13 protein-coding genes and 1 pseudogene are annotated in these 18,763 nt (G+C 63.8%); 6 read left to right on the top strand and 8 right to left on the bottom strand.

Features of this window, described 5'->3' with window-relative positions; genetic code table 11:
• Positions 1 to 562: aldehyde dehydrogenase family protein (locus tag GIW57_RS22055; RefSeq protein WP_236512890.1), on the bottom strand; the 562-nt coding region annotated here is incomplete at its 3' end.
• 41 nt (positions 563 to 603) lie between these two features.
• Positions 604 to 1,194, bottom strand: a complete 591-nt coding sequence (gene betI / locus GIW57_RS22050) for a transcriptional regulator BetI (protein WP_100465265.1) — start codon at positions 1,192 to 1,194, stop codon at positions 604 to 606.
• Positions 1,195 to 1,364: 170 nt separating this feature from the next.
• On the opposite strand from betI, the gene GIW57_RS22045 reads away from it, so the two are divergent.
• Positions 1,365 to 2,915 carry a BCCT family transporter gene (locus GIW57_RS22045; RefSeq protein WP_236512888.1) on the top strand — a complete coding sequence of 517 codons (1,551 nt, stop codon included), beginning with the start codon at positions 1,365 to 1,367 and terminating at the stop codon, positions 2,913 to 2,915.
• A 144-nt stretch (positions 2,916 to 3,059) separates the two neighbouring features.
• Here GIW57_RS22045 and acnA read toward each other — a convergent pair whose 3' ends face one another.
• On the bottom strand, positions 3,060 to 5,813 hold the full coding sequence (acnA, locus tag GIW57_RS22040; RefSeq protein ID WP_236512886.1) for an aconitate hydratase AcnA: 2,754 nt from the start codon (positions 5,811 to 5,813) through the stop codon (positions 3,060 to 3,062).
• Between the two features lie 316 nt (positions 5,814 to 6,129).
• On the opposite strand from acnA, the gene GIW57_RS22035 reads away from it, so the two are divergent.
• From GIW57_RS22035 to acnB, 5 genes are all read left to right on the top strand, one after another.
• Complete coding sequence (locus GIW57_RS22035) at positions 6,130 to 8,178, top strand: DUF4034 domain-containing protein (RefSeq protein ID WP_236512885.1); 2,049 nt, start codon at positions 6,130 to 6,132, stop codon at positions 8,176 to 8,178.
• Between the two features lie 43 nt (positions 8,179 to 8,221).
• Entirely contained in the window at positions 8,222 to 10,093 is a 1,872-nt protein-coding gene (locus tag GIW57_RS22030) for a M48 family metallopeptidase (protein WP_100465269.1), read from the top strand.
• A gap of 260 nt (positions 10,094 to 10,353) precedes the next feature.
• Positions 10,354 to 10,578: an AbrB/MazE/SpoVT family DNA-binding domain-containing protein gene (locus GIW57_RS22025; RefSeq protein ID WP_099554759.1), complete on the top strand. Its 225-nt coding sequence runs from the start codon at positions 10,354 to 10,356 to the stop codon at positions 10,576 to 10,578.
• Positions 10,579 to 10,584: 6 nt separating this feature from the next.
• Positions 10,585 to 10,983, top strand: coding sequence for a type II toxin-antitoxin system VapC family toxin (locus tag GIW57_RS22020; protein WP_100465270.1), 399 nt, complete (start codon positions 10,585 to 10,587; stop codon positions 10,981 to 10,983).
• A 41-nt stretch (positions 10,984 to 11,024) separates the two neighbouring features.
• On the top strand, positions 11,025 to 13,616 hold the full coding sequence (acnB, locus tag GIW57_RS22015) for a bifunctional aconitate hydratase 2/2-methylisocitrate dehydratase (RefSeq protein ID WP_100465271.1): 2,592 nt from the start codon (positions 11,025 to 11,027) through the stop codon (positions 13,614 to 13,616).
• Positions 13,617 to 13,874: 258 nt separating this feature from the next.
• Here acnB and GIW57_RS22010 read toward each other — a convergent pair whose 3' ends face one another.
• The 5 genes and pseudogenes from GIW57_RS22010 to GIW57_RS21990 all read right to left on the bottom strand — a co-directional run.
• Positions 13,875 to 15,845, bottom strand: a complete 1,971-nt coding sequence (locus GIW57_RS22010; protein WP_236512883.1) for a hypothetical protein — start codon at positions 15,843 to 15,845, stop codon at positions 13,875 to 13,877.
• A gap of 38 nt (positions 15,846 to 15,883) precedes the next feature.
• Positions 15,884 to 16,957 (bottom strand): chemotaxis response regulator protein-glutamate methylesterase, encoded by a 1,074-nt coding sequence (locus tag GIW57_RS22005; protein ID WP_236512881.1) that lies wholly within the window; start codon positions 16,955 to 16,957, stop codon positions 15,884 to 15,886.
• Positions 16,954 to 17,550 (bottom strand): chemoreceptor glutamine deamidase CheD, encoded by a 597-nt coding sequence (cheD, locus tag GIW57_RS22000; protein ID WP_025878962.1) that lies wholly within the window; start codon positions 17,548 to 17,550, stop codon positions 16,954 to 16,956. Before cheD ends, GIW57_RS22005 begins: the two co-directional genes overlap by 4 nt.
• Entirely contained in the window at positions 17,547 to 18,416 is an 870-nt protein-coding gene (locus GIW57_RS21995; RefSeq protein WP_236512879.1) for a CheR family methyltransferase, read from the bottom strand. Before GIW57_RS21995 ends, cheD begins: the two co-directional genes overlap by 4 nt.
• A 32-nt stretch (positions 18,417 to 18,448) precedes the next feature.
• A pseudogene (locus tag GIW57_RS21990) lies at positions 18,449 to 18,763 on the bottom strand (methyl-accepting chemotaxis protein); the annotation flags it as partial.

The raw sequence follows: 18,763 nt of genomic DNA, 5'->3' as shown, positions 1-18,763 counted from the left end.
GCTTGATCGCGGTCAGCGGGGTCACTTCGGACGGCTTGAAGACCATCGCGTTGCCGGCGGCCAGCGCCGGGGCCGACTTCCACATGGCGATCTGGATCGGGTAGTTCCAGGCGCCGATGCCGGCGACCACGCCCAGCGGCTCGCGGCGGGTATAGAAGAAGCTCGATTCGCGCAGCGGCAGCTGGATGCCTTCGATGGCGGTGGCCAGGCCGGCGTAGTACTCCAGCACGTCGGCGCCGGTGACGATGTCCACGGTGGTGGTTTCGGCCAGCGCCTTGCCGGTATCCAGGGTTTCCAGGTGGGCCAGCTCGTCATTGCGCTCGCGCAGGATCTCGACGGCGCGGCGCAGGATGCGCGAGCGCTCCATCGCGGTCATCGCTGCCCACACCTTCTGGCCTTCGCTCGCGCTTTCAACCGCGCGCTCGACATCGGCCTGGCTGGCGATCTGCACGTCGGCCAGCACCTGGCCGTTGGCCGGGTTGATGGTCTGGAAGGTCTTGCCACTGGTGGCGTCGACGCGGCGGCCGTGGATGTAGAGCTGTTGCACGGGCAGGGTGGTCATCGGCGTACTCCTGGAAGGGGTGGGGCGGGGTCGTGGCGCGCTCAGGGCGCGTTGGCCTGCAATTGGAAATCGATGTAGCCGTAGGCGATGCGACGGGCCTTGTCGGCGTTGAAATCACCGCCGACCAGGCTGCCGCGCAGCCACAGGCCGTCGATCATCGCGGCCAGTCCGCGTGCGGACAGGCGTGCCTGCGCGTGCGGCAGCTGGCGGTTGAACTGGTGGCAGAGGTTGGAGAACAGTCGCTGGTCGTTGGCACGCTGCAGCCGGGTCAGTTCCGGCTGGTGCATGCTCGCGGCCCAGAACGTCAGCCATACACGCATGGCGGTCCCGTTGGTCTGGCTGTCGTCGAAGTTGCCATCGACGATGGCGCGAAGCTGTGAACGTGCGTCATCGGGCGCGGCGTCGCGATAGCGGGCGACGGCGGCCTTCAGCTCGCGCAGGATCTGCCGCATCGCGGCATTGAGCAGGCCGTCCTTGTCGCCGAAGTAGTGGGCGACGATGCCGCTGGACAGGCCGGCCTTCTTTGCGATGGTGGCGACGGTGGCATCGGCCATGCCGATCTCGTCGATGGTCTGGAAAGTGGCCCGGATCAACTGCTCGCGGCGGACCGGTTCCACGCCTTTCTTCGGCATTGTCTCTCCACGGATTGCGACCCGGGAAACCGGGCTGGTAAAGATCATACTTTTTATTGATTGAACGTTCAATCAATAAACCCTACGATGCCGGTCGCGCCCCCACGCCATGGGCCCGGTTTCCGGTCCGGCCCCGCCCATGTGCCCCCCTGGACTGATGAGACGACCCCATGTCTTCCCTGGCTCATCCCAAGCGCTCGCCCCTGCGCTTGAACCGTTTCGTGTTCTTCAGTTCGTCGGTCTCCATCGGCATCCTCGGTGCGTTGACCGTCTTCTTCCCCGAGGCCAGCGAGCACTGGCTGCAATGGGCGCAGGCCGAGGTCTCGGCGGCGTTCGGCTGGTGGTACATGCTGTTGATCGTGGCCTGCCTGGGCTTCGTGCTGTGGCTGGCGTTCTCGCCGTATGGCCGCATCCGCCTGGGCCATAACGAGGAATCGCCCGCCTTCGGCTACGTGGCCTGGGTATCAATGCTGTTCTCGGCCGGCATCGGCATCGCGCTGCTGTACTACGGTGCCTACGAACCGCTGGACCACTTCCTCAACCCGCCCGGGCAGCCCGGCGGAACCGTTGCGGCCGGCCGCGAAGCGATGGTGCTGACCTTCCTGCACTGGGGCCTGCACGGCTGGGCGCTGTACGCGCTGGTCGGCGTGGCGCTGGGCTATTTCGCCTATCGCCGCAACCTGCCGCTGGCGCTGCGTTCGGCGCTGTACCCGATCTTCGGCGAGCGCATCCATGGCCGCATCGGTGACATGGTCGATGGCTTCGGCATCCTGGCGACGCTGATCTCGATGGTCACCAACCTCGGCATCGGTGCGCTGGTGGTGCAGTCCGGCCTGGTCTACCTGTTCCGCATCCCGGATACGCCGCAGGTGCTGGTGGCGATCGTGCTGGTGATGATGGTCGTGGCCACCATCGGCGTCGTTGCCGGTGTGGAGAAGGGCATCGCCTGGCTGTCCAACCTCAACGTGCGCCTGCTGTGCCTGCTGCTGCTGTTCGTGCTGGTGACCGGGCCGACCCTGCACCTGTTCGATGGCCTGGTGCAGAACACCGGCGACTATCTGGGCGCGTTCGTGCGCAAAAGCTTCGACATGTACCTCAATGACCCGAAGGGGCGTGAGTGGATGGGCTCGTGGACGCTGTTCTACTGGGCGTGGTGGATTGCCTGGGCACCGTTCGTGGGCCTGTTCGTGGCGCGCATCTCGCGTGGCCGCACCATTCGTGAAGTGATCATGGGCGTGCTGCTGATCCCGCTCGGCTTCGCCCTGGCGTGGCTGTCGATCTTCGGCAACACCGCCATCGATCTTGTGCTGAACCATGGCCAGGCAGCACTGGGCGAAGTGGCCCAGCATGATGCGGCGATGACCCTGTTCAAGCTGCTGGAGTATCTGCCTGCAGCGCCGTACATCGCCGGTGCGGCGGTGGTGATTGGTTTCGTGTTGTTCCTGACCCCGGTCGATTCGGGCACGCTGATGATCGCCAACCTGTGCACGCGCCGCGTTGATGATGGCGTGGAGGATGGGCATGACGCGCCGATCTGGCTGCGCGTGTTCTGGGCGGCGGGCATCACCGTGGCCAGCGTCGGCCTGCTGCTGGCCGGCAACTTCAGCGCGATGCAGACGGCGGTGGTGCTGTGCGGCCTGCCGTTCTCGTTCATCCTGGCGTTCTACATGTGGGGCCTGTTGAAGGCGCTGCGTACCGACCCGGATGCGCCGCGGCGGTAGGTAGCGCCGGGCCTTGCCCGGCTAGGCCAAAGAAAAGGGCCGGATCTGCGAGGATCCGGCCCTTCTTCTTGTAGAGCCGAGCCCATGCTCGGCTGATGCTGTGGCGATGTAGCCGAGCGCGGGCTCGGCTCTACAGTTGATGCGTTACTTGCTGGCCAGCTGGCGCAGCACGTACTGCAGCAGGCCACCATGACGGAAGTACTCCACTTCCTTCGGGGTCAGCAGCATCACCGACACTTCGAAGGTCTTCTTCGTGCCATCAGCCTTGGTCGCGGTGACCGTGGCGCGCTTGCTGGCGCCATCCTGCAGGCCGGTGACATCGATCACTTCCGAACCATCCAGGCCCAGCGACTGTGCGTTTTCGCCGTTGCGGAACTGCAGCGGCAGCACGCCCATGCCGACCAGGTTCGAACGATGGATGCGTTCGAAACTTTCGGCGATGACCGCCTTCACGCCCAGCAGCAGGGTGCCCTTGGCTGCCCAGTCGCGTGAGGAGCCGGTGCCGTATTCCTTGCCGGCCAGCACCACCAGCGGCACCTTGTCGGCCTTGTACTTCATCGCCGCGTCATAGATCGCCAGCTTTTCCGGCTGGCCGCCGTTGGCCGGGTAGTACAGGGTGTTGCCGCCTTCTTCGCCACCGAACATCAGGTTCTTGATGCGGATGTTGGCGAAGGTGCCGCGGACCATCACGTCATCGTTGCCACGGCGGCTGCCGTAGCTGTTGAAGTCGGCCGGCTGCACGCCGCGTTCCTGCAGGAAGCGGCCCGCCGGCGAATCCTTCTTGATGTTGCCGGCCGGGGAGATGTGGTCGGTGGTGATCGAATCGCCGAACAGGCCCATCACCCGCGCGCCGTGCACGTCATCGATGGTGCCGACCTGCATGGTCATGCCATCGAAGTACGGCGGGTTCTTGATGTAGGTGGAGGCATCGCTCCATTCGTACAGATCACCGTCCGGCGAGGCGATGGTGTTCCAGCGGGTATCGCCCTTGAACACGTCCGCGTAGTTCTGCTTGAACATCTCCGGGCCGACGGTAGCGGCGATGACGTCGCCGATTTCCTTGTTGCTCGGCCAGATGTCGCGCAGGTACACCGGCTGGCCATCGCTGCCGGTGCCCAGCGGTTCGGTGGTCAGGTCGATATCGGTGGTGCCGGCGATGGCGTAGGCCACCACCAGCGGCGGGCTGGCCAGGTAGTTCATCTTCACTTCGGGGTGCACGCGGCCCTCGAAGTTGCGGTTGCCCGACAGCACCGAGGTCACCACCAGGTCGCCACTGGCGATGCCGGCGCTGACTTCGGTCGGCAGCGGGCCGGAGTTGCCGATGCAGGTGGTGCAGCCATAGCCGACCACATAGAAGCCGATCTTCTCCAGCTCGGTGAGTACACCGGCCTTTTCCAGATAGTCGGTGACCACACGCGAGCCTGGGCCGAGCGAGGTCTTGACCCACGGCTTGCGGTCCAGGCCCTTGGCGGCCGCGTTGCGGGCCAGCAGGCCGGCGCCGATCATCACCGCTGGGTTGGAGGTGTTGGTGCACGAGGTGATCGCGGCGATGACCACTGCGCCATCCTTCAGCCGCACCTTCCTGCCGTCCATCTCGATGTCGGCGTAGCCCTTGGCCAACTGCTCGTTGCCCACGGCGGCGCCGCCGCCTTCATTGACGAAGGTGGACACATCCTCGCTGCGCTTGTCACGGTTGGCGGTCATGCCGACCAGCGCGTCGCGGTAGTTCTTCTGCACGTCTTCCAGCAGCACGCGGTCCTGCGGGCGCTTGGGCCCAGCCAGCGAGGGCTTCACCGTGCCCATGTCCAGTTCCAGCGTGGTGCTGTACTGAGCGTGCGGGCTGTTGGCGTCGTGCCACAGGCCCTGTGCCTTGGCATAGGCTTCAACCAGCGCGATCTGCTCTTCGCTGCGACCGGACAGGCGCAGGTAGGTCAGTGATTCATTGTCGATCGGGAAGATGCCGCAGGTGGCGCCGTATTCCGGGGCCATGTTGCCGATGGTCGCGCGGTCGGCCAAGGGCAGGTGCTGCAGGCCGTCGCCATAGAACTCGACGAACTTGCCGACCACGCCGAGCTTGCGCAGCATCTGGGTGACGGTCAGCACCAGGTCGGTGGCGGTGGCGCCTTCGGGCAGCTTGCCGGTCAGCTTGAAGCCGACCACCTGCGGAATCAGCATCGACGAGGGCTGGCCGAGCATGGCGGCCTCGGCCTCGATGCCGCCCACGCCCCAGCCGAGCACGCCGATGCCGTTGATCATCGTGGTGTGGCTGTCGGTGCCGAACACGGTGTCGGGGTAGGCGATGGCCTTGCCGTCCTTGTCCGCGGTCATCACCACGCGGGCCAGGTTTTCCAGGTTGACCTGGTGGACGATGCCGGTGTTGGGCGGCACCACCTTGAAGTTGTCGAAGGCCTTCTGGCCCCAGCGCAGGAAGCCGTAGCGTTCCTGGTTGCGCTGGAACTCGATCTTGCCGTTGAGGTCCAGTGCGTCGGGCTTGCCGAACACGTCCACCTGCACCGAGTGGTCGATGACCAGTTCGGAGGGGATCAGCGGATTGATCTGTTCGGGGCGGCCGCCCAGCTTGACCACCGCATCGCGCATCGCGGCCAGGTCGACCACGCAGGGCACGCCGGTGAAGTCCTGCAGCACCACGCGTGCGGGCATGAAGGCGATTTCGGTGTCGGGCTCTGCGCTGGGCTGCCAGCGGGCGACGGCCTCGATGTGATCCTTGCCGACGGTGACGCCGCCATCCTCGTGCCGGAGCAGATTCTCCAGCAGGATCTTCATCGAGTAGGGCAGGTGGGAGATGTCGAAGCGCTGGCCCAGCTTGGGCAGGCTGAAGTAGTCGTAGGTCTTGCCGCCGACATTCAGCTGGCTGCGGGTGGAGAACGAATCGCTCATGCGGGGTAACTCCTTCTTGCGGATGGCTTGCTCTGGCCCGCACATGAGCGGACCTGCTTGCGTTTGCCGGTGGCGTTCCGGCCGCCGGATCCCCGCCAGTATGGCTGAGCAGGGAAGGGCCGGAACGCCCTTGGCGCAGGACGCAAGGTTACACGGCTGTATGTAGTGCCGATGTCACGGTTCTCAGCACCGCTGCCGATTTTGCAACTTTCTTCATGGCGGCAGCTGGCGAGGCCAACCAAAGTGGACGGTTGATCCCAATGAGGTCCAGCCGATGCTCCTTGAATGTCCGATCGCCCCCCACGAACGCCCGGAGGTGGCTGATGCCGTCAGCGCCCGTAACACGGCCCGGGAGCTGCTTCTGGCCGGTCAGGGGCAGGCCCTGGACGCCCTGTTTGTCAGTCGTGACGACGTGGAGGGGCCGCGGACCGGGCTGGGCTCAGCGCAATGGTTGATGCAGCAGTTGATCGCGCCCTGGCTTGAAGAGGCCCGGTTGATGGAACTACTGCGGGGTTGGATTGCGGAGTGCCCGCAGAGCTACCATGCGTGGCTGGTGCTGGGCGCTGCCTGGGGGCAGACCGCCGCACGCATCCGTTCAGCACGGTGCGCGAACCAGGTGGGCCGCAGTCAGTGGATCGGCGCCGGTCTGGCCAGAGACCACGCAGTAGCCTGCTTCCTGCAGGCGCTGGCCTGTGACCCGCGCGGGCGACAGGCATGGCATCGACTGTTCAGGGTCACGTGCTATCTCGGTGAGCCTCAATGGCTGCTGGATCAGCAGGTCGGCAAAGTGCCGGATGCCTACCCGGACACTGATGGCCATGATGAGCTGATCTGGCGGGCAGGATTGGCGCATGTGGCAACCCTTGGCGGGGCTCTGCAACAGATTCCCAGCCTGCCGGCCTGCCTTGCACCGCGGCTGCCGCACGAGTTCGAGGACGGCAAGATCTACTGGCTGCGGCAGGCATTGGCAGTCAGTCCCAACGACCTGGACTTGCTGGGTGACTATCTCTATTTCCTCTATCCACGCTGGGGAGGAAGTCACGAGCAGATGCAGGGTTTCATCGACGGTCCGATCTGCACGGGTCTGACCGAGGCGCAGCGCAACGATCTGCGCGAGCTGAAGGAAAATGACTGGATCGGGATGATCGACGACAGTGAAGACCCGGAGGACACCGCGCAGGTAAGGGAAAGCCTTGATGCCCTGCTAGCTGCAGACTTGCTGCCGGATACCCGTGTACGTGCGTTGAGGGCCTATACCCGGCACCTTGCCTATCAGGCGCGGACGGAGATGGACGGCGAAGTGTGCTGGAACAAGGCTGAAATGCAGCGCGTGTACGCGATGTTGGTGGAGATGTTCGAGCTGATGCCTTATGCATTCGCCGAGCGGAGTCTGTATACGCTGGAGCAGTGCGTCGCCCATGTTGGAATTGAGGACCGCGCTGGTCTGATGCGCCGCTGCTTGGAGCTTGAAGAGCTCCTGCACAACGATGCGTGTGCGCTGTTGTGGCTGGACGTCGCCCGCCAGTGTGATGCCTTTGGTCTTGCTGGCGATGCGCCCTTGGCGGCTGGCTGCAGGGAAACCCGCTTCGACCTGGCGCTGCGGATGGCGGAGGCGCATGGCACGGATGTGGGCCAGCACGCATTCAATCTGTATGACGGCATCGATTCGGATGCCGGGATCGCATTGTTCGAGCGCCTTGTCGCACGTGGTCACGCGGGTGCCATGCTGGTGTACTCCGGCGAGCTATCGCCAGATGCACCGCCCACCAAGCGCGGTCGTGTGGTCCCGGACGCGGCCCGAAGCGCGGCGCTGCTGGAACAGGCCGCGGCCGCGGATCACCCGGTTGCCCTGTGCAATTGGGGGCTCAGGCGTGCAAAGGCCTTCTATAACGATGGTTGTCCTGAGGCGCGCGCCGAGGCGTTGCGTTGCTATCGGCGGGTCAACGACGTTGCGCTGCCGCACGAAGAGGCATGGTCCTACGCAATGAAGACCCTGGTGCGGATGCTCTGGGAAGGAGCCCCCGAAGAGCAGCATGAGGCGGTGCATACCGTGCTGGTTCGTATCTGGCTGCAGGATGACGCTGATCTGGAGGCGTGGGCATCCAGATTCTTCGCCGATGCCTTCCTTTCGGGCATTGGCGTCGCCGCTAACCGCTGGCTGGCGAGCGTCTGGCTGGAGCGCGCCTGCGAGCGTGAGCCGGACGATCCGGACGTTGCAGATCTGCAGGATCGACTTCAGATGAAGGGGGGCTGGCTGGGTGGCCTGCGCTGGCGCCGCGCAGTTGAACGTGACCGCCATCAGATTGATCCCGTGGCGTATGCGTTGACGTTTGGTGAGGCCCCGCCAAATCCCGATGCAGGCTGACGCGCCATCCTCCCGGCGGTCGGTCCGCCGGATTCGTGAGGCTATGGGTGGGATGCTGGCAGGCACGGCGGGCGTGGTTCTGCTGGCGCTGCCGCTGGCAGTGATCGCGGTACTGCCGTTGACGGCTGTGCTGGCACTGGCCTGGGCCGGGAATGCAGGTTTGCCACTGCCTCACATCATGCTGGCTGCCATGGCCGTGCTTGCGCTGCTGCATCTGTGTGCCGTTGCCCGCATGCTGGCCGGGTACCGGACGACAGCCACCGATGTGGAACCCTGGCCGGTCATGCGGAGAGCCGAGGCACCTGCGCTGTTTGCGGTGTTGGATTCCGTGGCAGCAACGCGGCGGTTGCCATCCATCGATCAGGTCTCGATCCACGATGAGTGCAATGCGTCCATAAGCGTCGAACGTCGCTGGCGGCCGCGGACCATGCCCGTGCTCCGGGTGACACTTGGTTTTCCATTGCTGGTGATGCTCTCTCCCGAGCAGCTGCGTGCGGTCATTGCGCACGAGCTGGGGCACGTCGGGGGAACTCGTGCTGTCCTGCATTCGCTGCTGGCCAGACTGCTGGCAGTGACATCGGGCAACACGCCGCACAATGCCGATACGCGCTACGCACGATCAGTGTGGCGTCTGGTGGCGTGGGTCGGCCGACTCTGTGGCCCGGTGAGCGGGAGATCCTGGCGTCGTCTCTCGCACAGCTGCGAGTACCGTGCCGACCGTGCCGCTGCGCAGTGCTGCGGCGGTGCACGGGTCGCGCAGACGCTGGCCATGATCGGGTTGGCAAAGCATACGCTGTCAACGATTTGGTGGCCGTTGTTCTTCCCCGCTGATGCCACGTCTGCCGCGCCGGAAGGCAGGCCTTTTGCAGGCTTGCTGCTGGGGGACCTGCGCTGGCCGGACGCCAGTGAGCGGAGCTATTTGCTCGACGAGGCCCTGTTGTGCGGTGTCGCGCCGTTGCCGACGCACCCGAGGTTGAGCGACCGGCTTGGCATGCTGGGAGGCAAGAACATGCCGGTGCTGGATCCGATCGGCGAGGGATGCTCGGCGCTGTCAGTGCTGGTGCCCATGCAGACGTCCAGCAGGTTGGCTGATGCGCTTGACCGTCGGTGGCCTGCCGATGTTGCTGACGCCTGGGAGGAGCATGTGGCGCGCTGCGAGCGACTGCGTCAGGAGCGCGACCATCTGCTCTGTCGCAGGAGTACCCAGGTGCTGCCTGCGCGCGCGCTGGAGCGGCTGGGCTGGCTGCAGCGGGAGCTGGCGGATGCGGGGTGCTGGCAGATCCTGAACGATGCATTGGCTTCTGGCGATCAGGATCTCGCTGTTGCGCGGTCAATGCTCATTGAGCGGGCCATTGACTGCGGAGACCGCGCGGCGGCGACGGCGTTGCTTGACCAGGGTGCAGGCCAGTCCATTGACATGGATCGTCATTGCCGTCGGTGGCAGCTGCGTCTTCTGCATGGGGAAGGTGCAGAAGATTCCAGGCTGGCACCGCTGCGCCGTGCCGTGGCCGCCGACGCGCTTGCAGACCATGCCGAGAGCATTGAATGGGACGGCGTTGGGGCCGACAGTATCTTCGAGCCGTTCGAGATGCCCGATCATGTGCTCGAAGACTTCAGGTGTTCGATGCAGCGCGTGCAGGCGATAGCGAGGTCGGTGAGTCTGTTGCGGCAACGTTCGCGGTGGCGGAGCGATCGCCATCGGCTGGTGGTCGTGGTTGTGCCCGATGCAGGCCTTCAGGAAACCCTGCTGGACCGGCTGCGTATCCGCGACAGCCACCAGAGGCTACGTTGCACGCACCTTCTTGAGGCGGTGCAGTTTCCTGGTGGGCTTGCATGGGTGGGCACTGTCGAAATGCCTGACAGCCGGCTTGCGGGTCGCGTCGCGCGAGGCAAGGCCTTTGCCCAGGTGATCTGATGCTGGCCGGACGGGCGCGCTTGCGTCTCAGGCTGTCCTGTTCCACGCGGCCGGCAGGAGACAGACAGGTTCCTGAACGAACACGGCCGGCTGCTGTTTAGGGCGATCCGCTGGAAGACCAGCAACCGCAGGCGCAGCGGGCAGGGCAGGGACGAGAGCACCACCTCCAACACCCGCCTGCAGCTGGCGTTCCAAGTACGTGGCTGGTGGTATGGCCCCTTCGGTATGTATAATTCGTGCATACCGAAGAGGGCATACCCATGGAAGCCACCGTTGCAGAACGCGGACAGATCACCCTGCCCAAGGCGGTGCGTGATGCCCTCGGCCTGACCAAGGGCACCTTGCTGAAGGTCGAGCTGGATGGCAGCCGTATCATCCTGCGCAAGAGCGTGGACGATGCGATCTCACGTGCCCGCGGCAAGTTCGCGCTGGACGGATTCGAATCGTCCGAGGCCGCCGTGCGCGCGGTGCGGGACGAGGAATAAGCCGTGATGATCGCCGTCGATTCACCGGTGCTGGTGGAACTGCTCAGCAATGGCCCGCAGGCCGACGCGGTCGAGGCGATGCTGCGGCAGAGCCTGGTCGGTGGCCGCGTGGTGGTGTGCGGCGCCACCCTGGCGGAAGTCTGCGCTTCGTTGCGCGGCGGTGCCGAAGTGCTTGAAGCGCTGGAAGAAATGGGCGTGCACTTCAATCCGATGGAGGCCAAGTCCGCATTGCGCGCCGGTGAAATGCACCGCCGCCACCGCCAACGCAGCGGCAGCCGCCGCAGCCTGGACGAATTCATGGTCGGCGCCCACGCACTGCTGCAGTGCGATGGCCTGATCACCTGGAACGACACGTTTTACCGCGACTACTTCAAGGGCCTGAAGCTGATCGTGCCGCAAGCCTGAGCCCATTTTTTATTCACCTCACGCATTACCCGGGAGTTGTCATGTTGGAAGCCTACCGCCACCACGTCGCCGAGCGCGCTGCGCTTGGCATCCCGCCCCTGCCGCTGACCGCGCAGCAGACGGCCGATGTCATCGAACTGCTGAAGAACCCGCCGCAGGGCGAGGCCGAGTTCCTGCTCGACCTGCTGACCCACCGCGTGCCGGCCGGCGTCGATGACGCTGCCAAGGTCAAGGCCTCGTACCTGGCCGCGATCGCACTGGGCAGCGAGCAGAACCCGCTGATCAGCCGCGAGCGCGCCACTGAACTGCTGGGCACCATGCTTGGCGGCTACAACGTCGCGCCGCTGGTGCAGCTGCTGGACGACGCCAGCGTCGGCGCCATCGCTGCCGACGCGCTGAAGAAGACCCTGCTGGTGTTCGACGCCTTCCATGACGTGCAGGAAAAGGCCAAGGCCGGCAACGCCAACGCCCAGTCCGTGCTGCAGAGCTGGGCCGATGCCGAGTGGTTCACCAGCAACCCGGAAGTGCCGCAGAGCCTGACCGTCACCGTGTTCAAGGTACCGGGCGAAACCAATACCGACGACCTGTCGCCGGCACCGGATGCGACCACCCGCCCGGACATTCCGATGCACGCCCTGGCGATGCTGAAGAACAAGCGCGACGATGCGCCGTTCACCCCGGAAGAAGACGGCAAGCGCGGCCCGATCCAGCAGATCCTCGACCTGAAGGACAAGGGTCACCTGGTCGCCTATGTCGGTGACGTGGTCGGTACCGGTTCCTCGCGCAAGTCGGCCACCAACAGCGTGCTGTGGTGGACCGGCGATGACATTCCGTACATCCCGAACAAGCGCGCCGGTGGCGTCTGCCTGGGTTCGAAGATCGCCCCGATCTTCTACAACACCATGGAAGATGCCGGCGCGCTGCCGATCGAGCTGGACGTGTCGAAGATGGAGCACGGCGATGTGGTCGAGCTGCGTCCGTACGAAGGCAAGGCGCTGAAGAACGGCGAAGTGATCGCCGAGTTCCAGGTCAAGTCCGATGTGCTGTTCGACGAAGTGCGTGCCGGTGGCCGCATTCCGCTGATCATCGGCCGTGGCCTGACCGGCAAGGCGCGCGAAGCGCTGGGCCTGGCCCCGACCGACCTGTTCCGCCTGCCGGTGCAGCCGGCCGACACCGGCAAGGGCTTCTCGCTGGCCCAGAAGATGGTCGGCCGCGCCTGTGGCCTGGCCGAAGGGCAGGGCATGCGCCCGGGCACCTACTGCGAACCCAAGATGACCTCGGTGGGCTCGCAGGACACCACCGGCCCGATGACCCGCGACGAGCTGAAGGACCTGGCCTGCCTGGGCTTCTCGGCCGACCTGGTGATGCAGTCGTTCTGCCACACCGCGGCCTACCCGAAGCCGGTGGACGTCAAGACCCACCACACCCTGCCGGAATTCATCTCCACCCGCGGCGGCATCTCGCTGCGTCCGGGCGACGGCGTGATCCACAGCTGGCTCAACCGCATGCTGCTGCCGGACACCGTCGGTACCGGCGGCGACTCGCACACCCGTTTCCCGGTGGGCATTTCGTTCCCGGCCGGTTCGGGCCTGGTCGCCTTCGCCGCTGCCACCGGCGTCATGCCGCTGGACATGCCGGAATCGGTGCTGGTGCGCTTCAAGGGCAAGATGCAGCCGGGCGTGACCCTGCGAGACCTGGTCAACGCGATCCCGCTGTACGCGATCAAGTCGGGCCTGCTGACCGTGGCCAAGGCTGGCAAGAAGAACATCTTCTCCGGCCGCATCCTGGAAATCGAAGGCCTGCCGGAACTGAAGGTCGAACAGGCATTCGAACTGTCCGATGCCTCGGCCGAGCGTTCGGCCGCCGGTTGCTCGGTGCGCCTGAACAAGGAACCGATCATCGAGTACCTCACCAGCAACATCACGCTGCTGAAGTGGATGATCGCCGAGGGTTACCAGGATCCGCGTTCGCTGCAGCGTCGCATCGAGAAGATGGAAGCATGGCTGGCCAACCCGGAGCTGCTGGAGCCGGATGCCGACGCCGAGTACGCCGCCGTCATCGAGATCGACCTGGCCGACATCCACGAGCCGATCGTGGCCTGCCCGAACGACCCGGACGACGTGAAGACCCTGTCCGAAGTCGCTGGCGCCAAGATCGACGAAGTGTTCATCGGTTCGTGCATGACCAACATCGGTCACTTCCGTGCCGCTGCCAAGCTGCTGGAAGGCAAGCGTGACCTGCCGACCCGCCTGTGGGTGGCCCCGCCGACCAAGATGGATGCGTCGGAGCTGACCAAGGAAGGCGTGTACGGCACCTTCGGCGCCACCGGCGCACGCATGGAAATGCCGGGCTGCTCGCTGTGCATGGGCAACCAGGCGCAGATCCGCGAAGGCTCCACCGCGATGTCGACCTCGACCCGCAACTTCCCGAACCGCCTGGGCCGCAACACCAACGTGTACCTTGGTTCGGCTGAGCTGGCCGCGATCTGCTCGCGTCTGGGCCGCATCCCGACCAAGGAAGAGTACATGGCCGATGTCGGTGTGATCGCCGCCAGCGGCGCGGAGATTTACCGCTACATGAACTTCGACCAGATCGAGGAATACCAGGACGTGGCCAACACGGTCGCTGCCTGATGCAGTAGTGCCGGCCATTGGCCGGTAGCCAGCTGAAACGAAGAACCCCCGGTGAAAGCCGGGGGTTTTTTGTGGAGGGTCACTTGCTTACAGGTGGAGCATTTTTTATGGTCACTCAGACAAGAGAAAATATGTCAGGCTCAACAAGGCGCAAGGTGATGTTTGCGCGAAAATTCTATAGCGCGTTGCATTTGATGGAGGCGTTTGTTTTGGATCGGCGCGTTTGACTATGGCACTCATTCGCACCGGTAAAAAATGCTAAGGAATGATTTGCGCTTTCTCGCTTTTGGCGGCCGCATCAATCATGTCAAGAAATGCGCTGTCAGCGGCGGTCCTGTTATACAGGGCATCCTCTCTCATGCTCGCGACTAATTCTGGGCCCTTAATTAGAAATGCTGCTCTAAGAATCGCTATGGTGGTGTCGCACTCCTCTGTCATAAGATAATTTACGTACGCAAGATTGGCCTGGGCTGTTCCGCTGTGTGGCGTAATGTTAAGCGAATCTTCAAGATTATCTTTTGCCTCGGCAAGGTGCGTGTCGCGCGTGTCCGGGTTGGCCCATTCCGCTTTTGCAGCCCGAATTAGGCTGTGAGACCTATTTGTGAGGATTGCGGGTCGCATATTATTGACGGCGTCATTTGACGAGTCATGTGTGATTGAGAGAATTTCGCTATAAAGAGTAAGTGCGGCTGAATAGCTCTCCGCATCGGTCATTAGGCGAGCAAGATTCGCGCATGCAATAACTATGGTGTGAGCTGCATCTTCGCTGCAGTTGTCCTTCAAGTTAATAAATGTGGAATTCAAATTCTCAATTGCTCCCGCAGCATCGCCGATGGCGTATAGTCCGACAGATTTTATTGCTGCCGCAGCGGTAACCCAACTCTTGACCTCGGGGTCGTCATCATTTTCAAAAATCCTTTCAGCCTCTTTGCAGGATTCGATACATTCGTTCCATTTTTCCTCGCCGAGAAGAGCTGATGACAGGCAGCACTGCGTTTTGGCTACTGCTCTACGAGCGAAGGGCAGGTCGCATATTTTTGTCGATTCTTGAAGTTTGGAAATCTGCGCGATTATGCTTTTCAAGTCACCCTTTCCTGCAAGTGCAATAATCGCATTTGTACGCGCATTTACTATGCGCTCGAGCATTTCCGGATGAGACTGCGGGTCAAATCCATCGGCAACATCTAAGTTTTCCCTGATGGACTCGTCCTCTCTTCCCAGTCTCCTGAGTGAGGATGCTTTAGTGACTCGAGCCCTTGCTACCTGAACTTGGGTAGAGGGGTCCTTCGTGCTGCCGAATTCCTCTATGAGCTTATCCGCGATCTTGAGGGACGCTTCGTCATTTTGGAATTTCTGATGTGCTAGTGCAGCGTTGAATAGGGCTCCCGCGCGACTTGCTTCGCTTGCATCTTGTGCTTTCGACGCTTCGATCCATGCGGCGGTTGCTGCAGCGACGTCATTGTTCCTGATTGCCTCAAATGCACTAGTGTTCCAGTCTTCGAATCGGCGGAGCGAAGCTGGCTTGGCTTCTGCGGCGTGTGCCGATTCAGCAAGAGCCAAGGACTCCACATTTGATATTGGAGTTGGAGGTGTGTCGCTAGCAAGCTGATTCTGAATTGCAGTGCGTGCTTGCTGGGCAAGTGTCTCGATTTCCGCCGCTCTAGCTGAAAATATCCTCTCCGCCTTGTCCTTCGTTTCATCGAGCTCTTTCGATAGGCGCGAGAGGGTCGCGGAAACATTTCCAGCATTTTCCTTAAACCACTGGTCCGACGTCTCCTTGGCTTCAGAGCGTGCGACAGCTCTGGCTTCTTCCGTTGCGCGGGATCTTACCGTCACGAATCCAACAAATCCAAGTAAAGCAGCAACCAGCGTGGCAACAGATAGGATTATTCCAAAAGTACTTATCGCGCGATCAATGGTTCGATCCTGACGATCAATGGCTCGATCCTGGTGATCAATGCGGTTTTCGAGGTTGGATGCCTGATGAGCAATTAGCGCGCGCTCTTTCGCCTCGCTCTCAAGTTTTGCCTCGGTTCTCAGGCTCGCTAGCTCAATTTCAAACTGAAGCTTGCTTATTTCTCTGGCTGAATCTGGTGTTGAAGGGGGCGATAGTGGTGCGGCAGCTTCGAGGGGCTGATTAGCTGGCACACTTCCCAGAGCTGCATACGAAAGTGTCGCGAGCGCTATCCCGAGCACTGCCCTAGAGCGGAATATCCTTCTGTCCCTCATCGATTTCAATCCTGAATGTCTGAGTTCGTGATAATAGTTCAGGCACGTGCCAGCACCAGCAATCGCTCGGCAATGCGTTCCAGCGGCACCTGTTCCTCGGCTGCGCCAAGTTTGAAGGCTGCGCCGGGCATGCCCCAGACCACGCTGGTGGCTTCGTCCTGCACCAGCGTCGGGGCACCGGCCTGGCGCATTTCCAGCAGGCCGCGCGCGCCGTCATCGCCCATGCCGGTGAGGATGGCGCCGATCGCATTGCCGCCGGCGGCCTGCGCCACCGAACGGAACAGCACGTCCACCGCCGGCTTGTGCCGGTTCACCGCCGGGCCGTCGTCGACCCGGCAGCGCCAGCGCGCACCGTCACGGATGATCCGCAGGTGCTTGCCACCGGGCGGCAGGTACGCGTGGCCGGGCAGTACCGCTTCGCCATCGCTGGCTTCGCGTACGGCCATCGCCGAATGACGGTCCAGGCGCTCGGCGAAGGCAGTGCTGAAACTGGCGGGCAGGTGCTGGGTCATCACCACTGCGGGACCGTCGGCGGGCATTCCTTCCAGCACCACGCGCAGTGCTTCGGTACCACCGGCCGACGAGCCGATGGCGATCAGACGGTCGGTGGTGCGGAACTGCGTTGCTGCCGGACGCACGGCAGGGGCGGCATCCAGCGTGAGTTTCGGTGCGGCCACGCGCACCAGCGGGCGCACCCGTGAGCGTGCGGCCATCTTCACCTTGGCGATGATTTCGTCGGCATAGGCCTGCAGGCCACGGGCCACATCAAGCTTGGGCTTGGAAACGAAGTCCACCGCGCCCAGACCCAGCGCCTGCAGGGTGGTATCGGCACCGCGTTCGGTCAGCGACGAGATCATCACCACCGGCAGCGGGTGCAGGCGCATCAGGTTTTCCAGGAACGCCAGGCCATCCATGCGTGGCATTTCCACGTCCAGGGTGATCACGTCCGGAGCCAGGCGCTTGATCTTCTCGCGCGCCAGCAGCGGGTCGGCAGCGGTGCCGACCACGTCGATGGCAGGATCGCTGGACAGGATTTCGGTGAGCATCTGCCGCACGACGGCGGAATCGTCGACGATCAGGACCCGGCAGGGGGCGTTGCCGGTCAGGGTCATTCGAACAGCTCCACGCCACCGGTGACCGGGGCCTTGGACAGGCGCGCGCGCACGGCCGATTCGGTCGCGGCCACTTCGGCTTCGTGGGCGTGCGGCAGGCGCTGCACGACGACGCGGCCGGTATCGGCGAAGAACCAGATCTTGCGCGGGTGGATGCCGCACAGGTCTTCGGCGAGGATCGGGATGTGTTCGGCCTGCAGGTACTGACGCACGAACTCGGCGTTGCGCGTGCCTACCGGATTGCTGGTGAAGCCCTTCAGCACGTTGGCGCCGCCGAACACCTTCGCCTCGATGCGCTTGCGGTGGGCGCCGCGCTTGAGCATGTCGTTGATCAGCAGTTCCATCGCGTAGCTGCCATAGCGTGCGGGCGCGCCGTCGCCGGCGTTGCCCTCGGGCAGCAGGAAGTGGTTCATGCCGCCGATCTTCAGTACAGGGTCGCGCAGGCACGCCGCCACGCACGAACCCAGCGTGGTGGTCAGCGCGGTGGTGTCATCCACCACCAGGTACTGGGTTGGCAGCAGCTTGGCGGCGATGGTCTTGAAGCGTGCGTCCTGGTAGCGCATCACATCATCGGTGCGCAGCGAAGCATTCATGCGCTGGCTCCCTGCGCGCGCCGGTACAGGGTACGGCCGCAGGGCTGGATCAGATCGGCAGCGTGCAGGTAGTTTTCCGAGTGGCCGGTGTAGAGCAGACCGTCGTCGGCCAGATGATTGACCAGGCGGCCAAGAATCGCGCGCTGGGTCGGCTTGTCGAAGTAGATCATCACGTTGCGGCAGAACAGCGCATCGAAGGGGCCGCCGACGTCGTAGCGCGGTGCCAGCAGGTTCAATGGGCGGAACTCGATCAGCTCGCGCAGCGCCGGCAGCACGCGGCACTGGCCTTCGTTGGGACCGCTGCCACGCTGGAAGTAGCGGCGGCGCAGGTCCGGATCGAGGCCAGCAACACGGTCCATGTTGTAGACGCCGCGCCCGGCGGTCGCCAGCACCTGGGTATCGACGTCGGTGGCGACAATGCGCACCGGTGGCTTCAGGGTGCCGAACGCTTCGCAGGCGGTGATCGCCATCGAGTAGGGCTCTTCACCGGTGGAGGCCGCGCATGACCACAGCAGCAGTGGACTGCGGGCATTGCGCTGCTGCAGCTCGTCGCGCAGCTTGTCGAAATGGTGCGGCTCGCGGAAGAACGCGGTGAGATTGGTGGTCAGCGCATTGGTGAATGCCTGCCACTCGTCTCCATCGCCCTGTTCCAGGTGGTCCAGGTACTGCTGGAAGCTGCGCATGCCCAGCGTCCGCAGGCGGCGCGACAGGCGTCCGTACACCATGTCGCGCTTGGCTGGGGCGAGGGCGATGCCCACGCGCTGGTAGATCAGGTCGCAGACGCGGCGGAAATCACGGTCGGCGAACTCGAATTCGCGTGTACCGCTGACGATGGGGGTAGGGCTCTGCACGGGTGGCGTGTCCATCGGCGGGGCGGCGGCCGGAGCCGCCGCGAGGATCAGAATTCCTGCCAGTCGCCGTCGTTGGAGACGACGGTGCTGGAGTGGGTACGGCGGATCGTTGCGGGCGTCGACAACGGTCGCGCAGGCGCAGGCGCAGGGCTGGCGGCCTTCGGCGCGACCTTGGCGGTCACCGCCTTCACTGCGACGGCGACCTGGTTGTCGAGGCGGAAGATCGCCACGGCGTCGGCCAACTGCGCAGCCTGTTCCTCCATCGCCCGTGCAGCAGCGGTGGCTTCTTCCACCAGCGCGGCGTTCTGCTGGGTGGTTTCGTCCATCTGCACCACGGTCTGGTTGACCTGTTCGATGCCGGC

Source organism: Stenotrophomonas sp. PA-6-5C (assembly GCF_021605635.1).
Classification (GTDB): Bacteria; Pseudomonadota; Gammaproteobacteria; order Xanthomonadales; family Xanthomonadaceae; genus Stenotrophomonas; species Stenotrophomonas lactitubi.
This window is presented reverse-complemented; position numbering and strand designations above follow the sequence as displayed.

Bases quoted from the DNA above. Each gene is read 5' to 3' on its own strand.
- GIW57_RS22045 (WP_236512888.1), top strand. From the start codon at position 1,365: ATGTCTTCCCTGGCTCATCCCAAGCGCTCGCCCCTGCGCTTGAACCGT.
- acnA (WP_236512886.1), bottom strand. From the start codon at position 5,813: ATGAGCGATTCGTTCTCCACCCGCAGCCAGCTGAATGTCGGCGGCAAG.
- GIW57_RS21995 (WP_236512879.1), bottom strand. From the start codon at position 18,416: ATGGACACGCCACCCGTGCAGAGCCCTACCCCCATCGTCAGCGGTACA.
- GIW57_RS22025 (WP_099554759.1), top strand. From the start codon at position 10,354: ATGGAAGCCACCGTTGCAGAACGCGGACAGATCACCCTGCCCAAGGCG.
- acnB (WP_100465271.1), top strand. From the start codon at position 11,025: ATGTTGGAAGCCTACCGCCACCACGTCGCCGAGCGCGCTGCGCTTGGC.
- cheD (WP_025878962.1), bottom strand. From the start codon at position 17,550: ATGAATGCTTCGCTGCGCACCGATGATGTGATGCGCTACCAGGACGCA.
- GIW57_RS22030 (WP_100465269.1), top strand. From the start codon at position 8,222: ATGGGTGGGATGCTGGCAGGCACGGCGGGCGTGGTTCTGCTGGCGCTG.
- betI (WP_100465265.1), bottom strand. From the start codon at position 1,194: ATGCCGAAGAAAGGCGTGGAACCGGTCCGCCGCGAGCAGTTGATCCGG.
- GIW57_RS22020 (WP_100465270.1), top strand. From the start codon at position 10,585: ATGATCGCCGTCGATTCACCGGTGCTGGTGGAACTGCTCAGCAATGGC.
- GIW57_RS22010 (WP_236512883.1), bottom strand. From the start codon at position 15,845: ATGAGGGACAGAAGGATATTCCGCTCTAGGGCAGTGCTCGGGATAGCG.
- GIW57_RS22005 (WP_236512881.1), bottom strand. From the start codon at position 16,957: ATGACCCTGACCGGCAACGCCCCCTGCCGGGTCCTGATCGTCGACGAT.